General features: G+C 49.8%; 12 protein-coding genes. 8 read left to right on the forward strand and 4 right to left on the reverse strand.

Annotation, left to right across the window (positions count from 1 at the left end; all coding sequences use genetic code 11):
- Positions 1-272: 272 nt before the first annotated feature.
- Positions 273-764, reverse strand: coding sequence for a DNA-deoxyinosine glycosylase (locus DWY93_RS06860; protein ID WP_117470740.1), 492 nt, complete (start codon positions 762-764; stop codon positions 273-275).
- Positions 765-971: 207 nt separating this feature from the next.
- On the opposite strand from DWY93_RS06860, the gene ftsH reads away from it, so the two are divergent.
- From ftsH to DWY93_RS06880, 4 genes are all read left to right on the forward strand, one after another.
- On the forward strand, positions 972-2,954 hold the full coding sequence (ftsH, locus tag DWY93_RS06865; protein ID WP_117470741.1) for an ATP-dependent zinc metalloprotease FtsH: 1,983 nt from the start codon (positions 972-974) through the stop codon (positions 2,952-2,954).
- Positions 2,955-3,157: 203 nt separating this feature from the next.
- Complete coding sequence (locus DWY93_RS06870; protein WP_181968504.1) at positions 3,158-4,732, forward strand: S8 family peptidase; 1,575 nt, start codon at positions 3,158-3,160, stop codon at positions 4,730-4,732.
- Positions 4,733-4,782: 50 nt separating this feature from the next.
- The gene (locus DWY93_RS06875) at positions 4,783-5,928 is read left to right on the forward strand and encodes an aldo/keto reductase (protein WP_117470800.1); all 1,146 of its coding nucleotides are present in this window, start codon (positions 4,783-4,785) and stop codon (positions 5,926-5,928) included.
- A 56-nt stretch (positions 5,929-5,984) separates the two neighbouring features.
- Positions 5,985-6,476: a YbaK/EbsC family protein gene (locus DWY93_RS06880; RefSeq protein ID WP_117470743.1), complete on the forward strand. Its 492-nt coding sequence runs from the start codon at positions 5,985-5,987 to the stop codon at positions 6,474-6,476.
- On the opposite strand, the gene DWY93_RS06885 is transcribed toward DWY93_RS06880, so the two are convergent.
- Positions 6,436-7,800 (reverse strand): sodium-dependent transporter, encoded by a 1,365-nt coding sequence (locus DWY93_RS06885; protein ID WP_117470744.1) that lies wholly within the window; start codon positions 7,798-7,800, stop codon positions 6,436-6,438. The genes DWY93_RS06880 and DWY93_RS06885 overlap by 41 nt on opposite strands.
- 341 nt (positions 7,801-8,141) lie before the next feature.
- On the opposite strand from DWY93_RS06885, the gene DWY93_RS06890 reads away from it, so the two are divergent.
- Positions 8,142-8,876, forward strand: coding sequence for an ATP-binding cassette domain-containing protein (locus tag DWY93_RS06890; protein ID WP_117470745.1), 735 nt, complete (start codon positions 8,142-8,144; stop codon positions 8,874-8,876).
- Positions 8,876-9,802, forward strand: a complete 927-nt coding sequence (locus DWY93_RS06895) for a SufD family Fe-S cluster assembly protein (RefSeq protein WP_117470746.1) — start codon at positions 8,876-8,878, stop codon at positions 9,800-9,802. Before DWY93_RS06890 ends, DWY93_RS06895 begins: the two co-directional genes overlap by 1 nt.
- Positions 9,803-9,930: 128 nt before the next feature.
- Here DWY93_RS06895 and DWY93_RS06900 read toward each other — a convergent pair whose 3' ends face one another.
- Positions 9,931-10,788: a YitT family protein gene (locus DWY93_RS06900; protein ID WP_117470747.1), complete on the reverse strand. Its 858-nt coding sequence runs from the start codon at positions 10,786-10,788 to the stop codon at positions 9,931-9,933.
- 280 nt (positions 10,789-11,068) lie between these two features.
- On the opposite strand from DWY93_RS06900, the gene DWY93_RS06905 reads away from it, so the two are divergent.
- Positions 11,069-11,548 (forward strand): pyridoxamine 5'-phosphate oxidase family protein, encoded by a 480-nt coding sequence (locus tag DWY93_RS06905; RefSeq protein WP_015553643.1) that lies wholly within the window; start codon positions 11,069-11,071, stop codon positions 11,546-11,548.
- Between the two features lies 1 nt (position 11,549).
- On the forward strand, positions 11,550-11,912 hold the full coding sequence (locus DWY93_RS06910; protein WP_117470748.1) for a VOC family protein: 363 nt from the start codon (positions 11,550-11,552) through the stop codon (positions 11,910-11,912).
- Here the strand turns inward: DWY93_RS06910 and DWY93_RS06915 are convergent.
- The gene (locus DWY93_RS06915) at positions 11,867-12,139 is read right to left on the reverse strand and encodes a hypothetical protein (RefSeq protein WP_117566762.1); all 273 of its coding nucleotides are present in this window, start codon (positions 12,137-12,139) and stop codon (positions 11,867-11,869) included. The genes DWY93_RS06910 and DWY93_RS06915 overlap by 46 nt on opposite strands.
- Positions 12,140-12,264 lie beyond the last annotated feature (125 nt).

Consider the following 12,264-nt stretch of genomic DNA (forward strand, 5'->3'; position numbering starts at 1 on the left):
TTAAACGTTTTATTTGAAATAGCACAATAGGTTAAATTATAAAAATGTCTCAAAACAGGAGAATTTAGTAATCTACCTGTGTTTTACATAACAATGACAAAGCGCTTGGGGTAGTTAAAATTAATAGTAACTGTTCAGTAGGTCTGCGCACTTGCTGCGCTGACCGTAAGAAAACATAGGCTGGAGGGCAAAAATCCCATCAGCGAAGCTGATCTGGAATGGATTTTTGCGTGTAACTATGAAGGTACTGAATAGTTACAATTAATATCTATCTATTTAAGATAATCAGTAATAATACCCCAGGCGCCCTCCAATTTCTCCAGCGTCCACGCCGCATTCGCCGGACTTGTGGATGGCAGGGAGACTGCCGGGATGCCGGTTGCGGATTCCTGATATTTTCTGTAGTAATTCCAGGATGTCTTTCCGTTGCAGAAGATCGCCCGGATGTCGGCTGTGGACAGGATCCGGGAGAGATCGTTGGGCACGACATCGTGGATGGAGCTGTCGCTGGAACCTTCGATGGAGCAGGATGCGATCACATCCCAGAGGGCAATATGATGGGAGAGGAGAAATTCCTTTTTCTCATCAATACTGCCCGGAACCGGAACCGCGAGAATTCCGGCCAGGGTCTTCCAGAAACGGTTCTGCGGGTGGTGATAGAAAAAATGTCCTTCCCTGGATTTGACGGACGGGAAGGAACCGAGGATCAGAATCCTGGAGGCGCTGTCAAAAACAGGCGGAATCGGGTGTGTGACGGTATTCATGATAAATATCCTTTCAGATATATTTTAAATGATAAAATTGCTATCCATGTTGTATTGTAGCGTTTCTGATATTTTTTGTAAACATAGAAATTTCATACTTTTTTTATTGCCTTATGGGGAAACTCAACTTATAATGATTAGGTATCACAAAATCATGGGTCAATATACCCAAATGTGATATATGCGCAAAAGAAGTGGAGAAAATCAATGGACAATAACAATCAGAACAGAAATGGCGGAAAGCGGCCAAGCGGACAGAATATCGGGGTGCTCGCCCTGATCCTAGTGATCACGCTGATCGCTGTGACCGTTATGAACAACATGGTCCGCAAAAACCAGACCCAGGAACTCGGGTATGAGGAATTTGTGGAATACTTAAAAGAGGGAGAGATCGATACGGCGAAGATCTCCAACAACAGGATCTACTTAACGCCAAAGACTTCTTCCACGAAGCTTTCCCGCTTCATCCAGTATTATACGGTAAGAATCCCGGATGTTGATCTTGCAGAGCGTCTTTTAGATGCCAACGGGGTCCATGTGGTGGCGGAAGATACGAGTACGAGCGCGAGTATTTTAAACTTTCTGATGGGATGGGTACTCCCGTCGGCGCTCATGATCGGACTTCTCTATATGATGTACAGCCGGATGGGCGGCGGAGGAATGATGGGCGTTGGAAAGAGCAACGCCAAGGTCTACGTCCAGAAGGAGACGGGAGTCACGTTTGCTGACGTAGCGGGCGAGGACGAGGCGAAGGAATCCCTTGTGGAGATCGTCGATTTCCTGCACAATCCGCAGAAATATTCAAAGATCGGTGCAAAACTGCCGAAAGGAGCGCTCCTTGTGGGACCTCCAGGAACAGGTAAGACTCTGCTTGCGAAGGCGGTAGCCGGTGAGGCACATGTTCCGTTCTATTCCCTTTCCGGTTCTGATTTCGTGGAGATGTTTGTCGGCGTGGGTGCGTCTCGTGTCCGAGACCTCTTCAAGCAGGCACAGCAGTCCGCACCGTGTATCATTTTTATTGATGAGATCGATGCCATCGGACGCAGCCGTGACAGCCGGATGGGCGGAAATGATGAGAGAGAGCAGACCTTAAACCAGCTGCTTTCCGAGATGGATGGATTTGATTCCTCTAAGGGACTTCTCGTCCTGGGCGCGACGAACCGTCCGGAGATCCTGGATCCGGCACTTTTGAGACCGGGACGTTTTGACAGACGTGTGATTGTTGACAAGCCGGACCTGAAGGGCCGTGTCAATATCTTAAAGGTACATTCCAAGGATGTGCGCCTGGATGAGACTGTCGACTTCGAGGAGATCGCCCTTGCGACTTCCGGTGCTGTGGGCGCGGATCTCGCGAACATGATGAACGAGGCGGCTATCAACGCAGTCAAGAACGGACGCCAGGCTGTCTCCCAGAAAGACCTCTTTGAGGCTGTGGAGCTTGTTCTCGTCGGAAAAGAGAAGAAAGACCGGATCTTAAGCAAAGAGGAGCGCCGGATCGTCTCCTACCATGAGGTTGGACACGCGCTTGTCACCGCGCTTCAGAAGGATGCTGAACCGGTCCAGAAGATCACGATCGTTCCGCGTACCATGGGAGCGTTAGGATATGTCATGCAGGTTCCGGAAGAGGAAAAATATTTAAATACGAAAAAAGAACTTGAGGCAATGCTTGTGGTTTCCCTTGCCGGACGTGCGGCTGAGGAACTCGTGTTTGACACGGTGACGACAGGTGCTGCGAACGATATCGAGCAGGCGACAAGGATCGCGAGAGCGATGGTCACCCAGTATGGTATGTCTGAGAAGTTCGGTCTTATGGGGCTTGCGACCCAGGAGAACCAGTATCTGACAGGACGCACCGTCTTAAACTGCGGTGACGCTACGGCGGCTGAGATCGATACGGAAGTCATGAAAATGTTAAAGAACGCCTATGCTGAGGCGAAGCGTCTTCTCTCCGAGAACCGCGAAGCGATGGATCAGATCGCCGCGTTCCTGATCGAGAAAGAGACGATCACAGGCAAGGAGTTCATGAAGATCTTCCGCCAGGTGAAGGGAATCCCGGAGCCGGAGGAAGGAAAGAAAGAAGAGAAGAGCCGTATGGGAGGCGAGTTCGCGGAGGACGCGGCGAGCCAGCCGGTACAGGCTGCTGAGGCTTTGGAGGCCCCGACGGAGCAGAATCCGGAGCAGCAGAACTAAATATGGATAAATGTGGGCAGGGTGACAAAAAGTGTCATCCTGCCCATTTTTCTATATCAGCAAATTAAAAGAAATAATTCATGAAAAAGACAAGAATAGCTGGTAAAATAAAATACAGATTTGAACACAGCTCAGAAGACAGCAGAAACGAATTGCGAATGTCCGCTTTGCAGGGCTGGAAATGGAGAGAAAAGAGAATTTTTATGGATCAGAATGATTATGGAAAGAGAAAAGCGGTCTGCAGACATGCGGCGGGATTTATGGCGGCGGTGATGCTCGCGGCAGTGGGACAGCCGTCTATGGCGTATGCGTCTGAAAAACTTCAGACGAATGACCCGTCCGCGTCAGAGCAGTGGGCGTTCTTCAACGATGGATCGTTCACATCGGAAGAGGTTACGAAGTATCCGGTCTACTCGGATCCGTTCGGTCAGCCATCGGAGAATGCGGAGCTTCTTGGAACTCTCGTGGAGGTAAAGAAGAGACAGGCGGTTTCCGGCGTGGATATCAACCTGAAACAGGCATGGGAGACATATGGGAACGGAAGCCATGATACCATCGTCGCAATGATCGATACGGGAATTGATGCTTCTCATGAAGATCTGAAGGACACTTTATGGGTCAATACCGATGAGATTCCGGGAAACGGCATCGACGATGACGGAAACGGCTACGTGGATGATTGTTATGGGTGGAATTTCTACAATAATAACAATCAGATCTTCACCGGGAATGAGGACAGCCACGGAACCCACGGGGCCGGGACGATCAGTGCCGGGACAGGAAACGGGATCGGAATCTCGGGAATCGTTCCGGGAACCCGGGTTCGGGTGATGGCGTTAAAGGCTCTTGGGGGAAATGACGGCGGCGGAAGTACGGCGGCTGTCATCAAAGCGATCAAATATGCGGAGGATAACGGTGCGGTGATCTGCAACCTGAGCCTGACGTCGACGACAGATGATAAGGCGTTATATGAGGCGATGAAGAATTCCGGTATGCTGTTTGTAGTGGCGGCGGGAAACGGAAATCCGAAGACAGGAAAAGGCGTTGATACGGACGTGATCCCGTTTTATCCGGCGGCGTATGACCTGGACAATATTATTTCCGTCGCGAATCTAAGCTTTGATGGGGCACTGTCCGCAAGCTCCAACTATGGAAAAACGACTGTGGATCTTGCGGCGCCGGGAAGTTATATCTTAAGTACGACCCCTGGAAACACCTATGGATACATGAGCGGAACGTCCATGGCGGCACCGATGGTGTCCGGGGCGGCGGCAATGATCTATTCGTATTTTGACGGGATCGGGGTTGCGGATGTGAAGGAGATCCTGATGTCCACGGTGACACCGATGGAGAGTCTCAAGGACGTGACGGTGTCCGGCGGTATGCTGAATGTGGGCGCAGCCCTTTCCTATGATATCAGCAGTCTATCGAGAAAGGGATTTCAGATCGGTGGAACGAGACCGGAGAACGGGACGGCTCCATATCTGGAAATGCAGACCTCGAACCGGAATGGCGGAATGTATCTGACGGTCCGCGTCCTCGATATTGACGGGGATCTTGATAAGCTCTTCTATGCAAAGGGCGAGCATACAGCCGGGGAGTTTGCGAACGGGACTGTGGAAGGAACGGCGTTTACGGTGAATGAGAAGGATATGGCGGCGTTCCAGATCACGGAAAAAGGAACGTATACGTTCTATGCTGTGGATAAGAATGGAAATGGAGCGGTGAAGATCGCAAAATTCGTGTCGGAGAGCGACGGACCGGGGGCATTTCAGTAGGATCCTGATGGGAGAAATGCCGGAGGCAACAGATGATCGGAGGAGAACACATGAAGACAAGACGATTGGGAAAAACAGGGCTCATGGTGAGTGAGATCGGATTTGGCGGGGAATGGCTGGAACGGCATACGGAAACTGAGGGCATTGAGCTGATCCGGTATGCGTCAGAGAAAGGGATCAATATGCTGGACTGCTGGATGGCGGATCCGAAATCGAGAAATATCATCGGCGAGGGAATGAAAGAGAACCGGGATCAGTGGTTCATTCAGGGACATATCGGGTCTACCTGGAAGGACGGACAGTATTTCCGCACGCGGGAGATGAAATATGTGCGTCCGGCCTTTGAGGACCTTTTAAAGAGACTACAGACCGACTATATCGATCTCGGAATGATCCACTATGTGGATTCTGAGGAAGAGTGGGAGAAGATCCAGCACTCTGATTATCTGGATTATGTGATGGAGCTGAAAGAAAAAGGCGTGATCCGGCACATCGGCATGAGCTCCCACAATCCGAAGGTAGCTATGAAGGCGGTTGAGTCCGGATATATAGAGATGATCCTTTTCAGTATCAACCCGGCGTTTGATATGCTGCCGGCGAGTGAGGATATCGATACGATGTTTGCGGAGGAGTTTGACGCGGGACTTGAGGGGATCGATCTGGACCGGGCGATGCTCTATAAGGCCTGTGAGGAGAACGATGTGGGGATCACGGTCATGAAGGGATTCGCGGGCGGAAGACTTTTCGATGCGAAGAGATCTCCGTTCGGTGTCTGTCTTACCCCGGTCCAGTGTATTCACTATGCGCTGACGAGACCGGCTGTCTGCTCCATCATGTGTGGATATGACACAAAGGAGCAGGTAGATGCGGCAGTGGGATATGAGACTGCCTCAGAGACGGAGAAAGACTATGCGTCTGTGATCGCGAATGCGCCGTTCCATTCCTACCGGGGCGAATGTACATACTGCGGACATTGCAAGCCGTGTGCCGCAAATCTGGATATTGCTATGATCAACAAGTTTTATGATCTGGCAACCATGCAGCCGAAGATCCCGGCGACAGTGCAGTCTCACTATGAGCTTCTGGAACATAAGGCGTCGGAGTGCATCGGATGTCATTTGTGCGAAGCACGGTGCCCGTTTGGAGTTCCGATCGCGGAGAGGATGGAGAAGACTGCGAAGTTATTTGGATGCTGATATTGCGGAGATCGAAAATCCAGTCAGCGAATTATCAACAAAGGAGAAATAGGATCATGTCACTTGAAAAAGCAAAAGCAGATCTGGAACAGAAGGGATTTCTGGATCATGTGATTGAGCTGAAAGAATCAACGGCCACAGTGGCAGAGGCTGCGGAGGCACTGGATGTGAAGCCGGGAATGATTGCGAAGACCATGTCCTTTTTACAGGGTGAAAAAGCCGTCCTGATCCTGACGGAAGGGACGGCAAAAGTCGATAACCACAAATATAAAGATACATTTCATGTAAAGGCGAAGATGATCCCGTTTGATCAGGTAGAAGCGCGGATCGGCCATGCGCCGGGTGGCGTGTGCCCCTTTGGGATCAACGAGGGGATCGAGGTCTATCTGGATGACAGCCTGAAGCAGTTCACAACGGTGTACCCGGCTGCGGGAAATGACCACAGTGCGGTAAAACTTACGATCCCGGAGCTCGAGCGGGCTGCAGGCGCAAAAGGATGGGTGGATGTTACATCGAGATCCACCCAAACGCGTTCGCCACAGAACTGATCAGAATGATCGCCGCAAAGATCGGGCAGAGATACTGGATCATAAACTGGAAGATCACTTTTCTGCGGAACGGATGGCCGCCGTCTGTGACCTCCTGTTCGATCTTTGCAACTCCGATGACTTTCGATACGAGAAGGCAGGTTGCGATCGCCGCGATCGGCATCATAACAGAGTTTGTCAGGAAATCGAAGAAGTCAAGGAACTGCATTCCGATCACGGTCACACCGGCCAGTGGACCATAGCCAAGACAGGAGAGCGTTCCGAGCAGGAGCATAATGACAGCCATAAATACCGTCGCTTTTTTCCGGCTCCAGTGCAGCTCATCCTCAAAAGTGGAGACGGCACTCTCGGTCAGGGCGATGGAACTTGTGACAGCCGCGAACAGGACCAGGACAAAAAACAGGATGCCGACTGCGGCTCCGAGTCCCATGCTTGCGAACACCTTCGGGATCGTGATGAACATCAGCGCAGGACCGGCCTGCAGGGTATCCGGGTCACCGCCGGAGAAGGCGAAGACGGCCGGGATGATCATGAGACCGGCCATGATCGCGATCGCGGTATCGAAGATCTCAACATTCTGGGTGGAATCTTCGATCGAAGTATCTTTTTTCATGTAGGAACCGAAGGTGATAAGGATTCCCATGGCGATGGACAGGGAGTAGAACATCTGTCCCATAGCGGATACCACCGTCATCCATGAGAAGTTCTCAAGGTTTGGTACCAGCAGATATTTCACACCACTCATAGCCCCCGGTCTCGATACGGAATAGCCCGCGATGAGCAGGGAAAGGACCACGAGGATCGGCATCATAAACTTCGATACACGCTCGATCCCGTTGCGTACACCTGCGTAAATGATAACAACTGTAAACAGGGTGAAGAGAATAAAGCAGATCTCCGTGGAACGACCGTTGGAAATAAACGCGGAGAAATATTCGTCTGTGGCAAGGGCCTGTCCATGTCCAAGAAGGTATTCAGCCAGATATTTGATGACCCAGCCGCCGATCACAGAATAGTACGGGACGATCAGGATCGGGATCACAGCATTGATCCAGCCGCCGAAGGACAGCCATTTTGATTTTCCAAAGGATTCATAGGCACCCACCGGACTCTTTTTTGTCATGCGGCCGAGAGCAGTTTCCGCCACGATCATTGTGTAGCCAAAGGTCAGTGCCAGAATGATATAGACGAGTAGAAAGATTCCCCCGCCATACTTTGCTGCGAGATAGGGGAAACGCCAGATGTTTCCAAGTCCTACGGACGCGCCCGCCGCCGACAGGACGAAACCGAGCTTTCCGGAGAACGAACTTCGTTTACGATTCATAATTAATTTCTCCTCATGTTTTTATCACAAATACATTTGTGCGTGTAAGGGATAGTCTATCATAGAATATGAAAAAAGGCAATTTGAACTGTCGGGGAGACTAAAATTGGAATAGAACCGATGGAAGGTATAATCAGAACGCAGAAGAATGTATAAAAAAAGGAACAACCGGAGAATCTTATAATTTGATGGCGAAATTATCGGTTTTGCGTTATAATACACTTATTCCTACCAGATAAATACAGTTTATATTTGGATACAGACGCAGGAATGGTGTCGATGTACATGGGCTTTTATCCGACAGGGTCTGAGCCCATTGATAGATACAGAGAGGTGAAATTGTGTTAAAAGCGGAAAATTTGATTCTCCATGTGGAGGATAACGGGGCGAAAAAATGTCTTCTGGATCATATTTCTTTCCAGGTGGACGATGGGGAGATGCTGGTGATTACGGGACCAAACGGCGGTGGAAAGTCCACACTGGCGAAGGTCCTGATCGGAATCGAGAAGGCGGAGAGCGGAAAGATCTTTTTAAACGGGGAAGATATCACGGATTACGATATCAACCACCGGGCTAACGCCGGGATCGGCTATGCATTCCAGCAGCCACCGAGATTTAAGGGAATGACGGTGCAGAGACTTCTTGCGCTGGCAGCAGGAAGAGAGCTGGAAGATCAGGAGTGCTGCAGGCTTTTGTCTGACGTGGGACTCTGCGCTGAGGAATATTTAGGCCGTCAGATCGACGGAACGCTTTCCGGAGGCGAGATGAAGCGGATCGAGATCGCGACGGTTCTTGCGAAGGAACATACCTTATGTATTTTTGATGAGCCGGAAGCAGGGATCGATCTCTGGAGCTTCTCGATGTTGATCCGGAAGTTTGAGGAGATCCATAAGGAGAAAAAACAGAGTCTGATCGTCATCTCCCATCAGGAGAAGATCATCAGCATGGCAGACCGGATCATGGTGATCGATGACGGGAAGATCAAGGCGGAAGGACGGAAGGAAGATGTCCTGCCGTGTTTAGAAGGTCTTGATAAATGTCATGCATGTGCAGGAAATGCGGGGGTGAGAGCGTAATGGTAGAGCTGGATCATGTAGTAGAAGAGGTACTGAAGGTCATCAATGACAACGGATTTTCCCAGAAGGGCGCTTTCAATCTGCGCCAGAACGGAACGTCCATCTGCCACGGTGACAGTGAGCATATTAAGATCAAGAAGAAGACGGACAAGCCGGGGATCGATATCTATATTGATGGCGATACAAAGGGCGAGAAAGTTTACATCCCGGTGGTCGTCAGCGTTTCCGGCATGACAGACCTTGTATACAATGATTTCTATATCGCGGACGGCGCGGACGTTACGATCGTTGCGGGCTGCGGGATCCACAACAGCGGATGCAATGAGAGCAGACATGACGGGATCCACACCTTTCATGTTGGAAAGAACGCGAACGTCTGTTATCAGGAAAAGCATTATGGAGAGGGAAATGGAACCGGCGGCCGTGTGCTGAATCCGGTGACGAATATCTATGTGGGAGAAAATTCCGTATTTACGCTGGATACGGCACAGATCAAGGGCGTTGACTCCACAGTCCGCGAGACACTTGTGGAGATGGATAAAAACTCCAGATTGTATGTGACGGAGCGCCTCATGACTGAGGGAGACCAGACGGCGGAGTCCAACATCGAGGTACGTTTAAACGGTGAGGACAGCTCAGCCCAGATCATCTCAAGATCTGTCGGAAAAGGCAATTCCGTCCAGACCTTCCACCCGAAGGCGGTCGGAAACAACAAATGTCAGGCCCATATCCAGTGTGACTCCATCATCATGGATCACGCCGAGATCGGATCCATTCCGGAGATCCGCGCGCGCGATTTAAATGCTGCGATCATCCATGAGGCGGCCATCGGAAGGATCAACGATGAGCAGTTATTAAAGCTCCGGACACTTGGACTTACCGAGGAAGAGGCGGAGAACGTCATTATTGAGAATTTCCTGAACTAAAATCAGAATTTTGTATAATATTAAGAAAAGCAGGTCTGCAGGTAACATGACATGTTGCCGCTGCAGATCTGCTTTTTTGATGTCATACACTTGAAAAAGCTGCCGCTGCCTGACGGCTTTTTCAAGTGTTAGAAGTACGTCCGTCTCTTCGGCGTATTCCAGCTTCCCACCACGCGCTTCACGTTGGAGATCGTTACGAAGGCGTTGGGGTCCTTTGCCTGGACGTAGTCCATAAACTGACCATATTCCTTTTTGGTGAGGATCGCAAGGATCTCTTCCTTCTGCGTGTCGCTGTAGCCGCCGGTTGCGGTGTAGACGGTGATTCCGCGCTGGAGTGTTTCGATGACGTAGCGCTTGAAATCATCGTTGTGCTCGGAGATCACGCAGACGCGGATCTTTCCGGTGAACTCGTCGATAAAGTAGTCCAGGACGAGGCCGCTGAAGTAGGTGGACAGGGCGCCGATGATCACGGTCTGGAGGTCGTAGGCGAAATAGGAGCTTGCGACGGTCACCATTCCGGCGATAATGATGGACTTTCCGAGATCCATGTGGAGGTACTTGTTCATGATCTTCGCGATAATGTCGAGACCGCCGGACGCGGCGTTGGCGTTAAAGAGGACTGCCTGTCCGTAGCAGATCACGACGATCATTCCCACCACGTCCAGGGCGATATTTCCTGTGGGAGAACCCGGATTTGGGAACAGGATCTCGAACACAAAGAGAAGCGCCGGCAGCAGGACGGAGATAAAGATGATCTTTGTCCCGAAGGTCTTATCCACGAAGAGGAATGCCAGGATGATGCAGATGATGTTTAAGAGCAGCGTCATGGCGGACAGGGACAGCGGGACAAAGTTTACGAGAACCACGGCGAGTCCTGAGATACTTCCGCTGATGATATGGTTCGGGTTCATGAAGAAATAGACTCCCACGGCGATGATGAAGGTGCCGAAGAAGATCGTGGAGAAATATTTTAGTTTTTCAAACATGGTGAGATTCCCTTTTTCGTATTAGTATTTGCGTGTCAATCATATGTGAAAAATGTACAGTTGTCAAACGTGCACGTTACAGTGTGAGCGCTTGTATGCGGCAAAGTGAAAAACAGATATTGATAAAATATGAAGGATGACCGGGGATGGAAAACGCGTTGGAGAAGGAAGAGGATGACGAATCCAATCGTGTGAGATATAATGGATCTGGAAGAATTTGCCGGTGTTTGGAGAAGGAAAAGATGAGGTTGGTAATATTATGAATCAGGAGTGTAGAATTATGTTTAGAGAGATTCGAAAAAAGAGAAATAAGATCGAGGATAGCGCGGCGGAGGAACTTCTGCAAAACAGCAGGAGAGGTGTTCTTGCGGTGAATGGGGATGATGGATATCCGTATGCGATCCCGCTCAATTATTTTTATGACAGGGAGAACCGGAAAATCTATTTTCATGGTGCGCGCGCGGGGCATAAGGTCGATGCACTGCGGGTATGTGATAAGGTATGTTTTACGGTTTATGGAAATGAGACGATCAGGGAGGAAGACTGGGCACCGTTTATGCAGAGTACGGTTGTGTTCGGGAGATGTCATTTGATGGAAAATGGCAGTGAGAAAGCAATGGAAATGTTAAAACGGTTTGCGATGAAATATTATCCGAATGAACAGCTGGCTGATGAGGAGATCGCGCAGGCGGGAAGGGCTGTGCAGATGTTTGAAATCGAGATCGAGCATTTGAGCGGCAAGGAGGTGCAGGAGAAGTAGAATGAGATTGAGGAATATTTTGATCGTTGTCAAGGATATTGAGAGATCGAAAAAGTTTTATCATGATCTGTTTGGACTTGATATAGTACTTGATAATGACGGAAATATAATCCTGACGGAAGGGCTTGTGCTGCAGGAGGAGAAGATATGGAAGGATTTTTTAGGGAAAACTATTATTCCGGAAAGCAATTCGTGTGAGCTTTATTTTGAGGAACAGAACATAGAGAGATTTGTTGAAAAATTGGAGCGGTTATATCCCAATATCCAGTATGTGAACCGCCTTATGACACATAGTTGGGGACAGAAGGTGGTCCGGTTTTATGATTTGGATGGCAATTTGATCGAAGTTGGGACGCCGATGTGATTTTGTGCGTCAAAGTACAGAACGTATGTGTAGAATAAATAGCTGAGGCAGAGTCCCGCCAGCACGGAGGTTGCGATGCCGCTGCCAATGATGCCCGCCTCATGGGGACGCTTTTCACCGATTTTCTGCCCCACAAGGACCGTGATGCCCATGGCGATTTTCGTGATCACCGTCATGACGCTCTGAATGATCTGGCTGCCTTCCGTGAAATCATTTGTCTTTTTCATAGTATTTTCCACCTGAAATTTCCAGTTATATAAAAAAGCCGGATAAAATACCGAACGATCCTTCGGCATCTTATCCAGCTTTGTAAATGCGTTTACAAGCCCTCCGATGAGCTGTAAGACAGTAT

The sequence above is a fragment of the Clostridium sp. AF28-12 genome, assembly GCF_003435225.1.
GTDB lineage: Bacteria > Bacillota > Clostridia > Lachnospirales > Lachnospiraceae > Pilosibacter > Pilosibacter fragilis.

What these genes read in the sequence shown, in the direction of transcription:
- DWY93_RS06860 (WP_117470740.1), bottom strand. Translation starts at nt 764, where the DNA reads ATGAATACCGTCACACACCCGATTCCGCCTGTTTTTGACAGCGCCTCC.
- ftsH (WP_117470741.1), top strand. Translation starts at nt 972, where the DNA reads ATGGACAATAACAATCAGAACAGAAATGGCGGAAAGCGGCCAAGCGGA.
- DWY93_RS06870 (WP_181968504.1), top strand. Translation starts at nt 3,158, where the DNA reads ATGGATCAGAATGATTATGGAAAGAGAAAAGCGGTCTGCAGACATGCG.
- DWY93_RS06875 (WP_117470800.1), top strand. Translation starts at nt 4,783, where the DNA reads ATGAAGACAAGACGATTGGGAAAAACAGGGCTCATGGTGAGTGAGATC.
- DWY93_RS06880 (WP_117470743.1), top strand. Translation starts at nt 5,985, where the DNA reads ATGTCACTTGAAAAAGCAAAAGCAGATCTGGAACAGAAGGGATTTCTG.
- DWY93_RS06885 (WP_117470744.1), bottom strand. Translation starts at nt 7,800, where the DNA reads ATGAATCGTAAACGAAGTTCGTTCTCCGGAAAGCTCGGTTTCGTCCTG.
- DWY93_RS06895 (WP_117470746.1), top strand. Translation starts at nt 8,876, where the DNA reads ATGGTAGAGCTGGATCATGTAGTAGAAGAGGTACTGAAGGTCATCAAT.
- DWY93_RS06900 (WP_117470747.1), bottom strand. Translation starts at nt 10,788, where the DNA reads ATGTTTGAAAAACTAAAATATTTCTCCACGATCTTCTTCGGCACCTTC.
- DWY93_RS06905 (WP_015553643.1), top strand. Translation starts at nt 11,069, where the DNA reads ATGTTTAGAGAGATTCGAAAAAAGAGAAATAAGATCGAGGATAGCGCG.
- DWY93_RS06910 (WP_117470748.1), top strand. Translation starts at nt 11,550, where the DNA reads ATGAGATTGAGGAATATTTTGATCGTTGTCAAGGATATTGAGAGATCG.
- DWY93_RS06915 (WP_117566762.1), bottom strand. Translation starts at nt 12,139, where the DNA reads ATGAAAAAGACAAATGATTTCACGGAAGGCAGCCAGATCATTCAGAGC.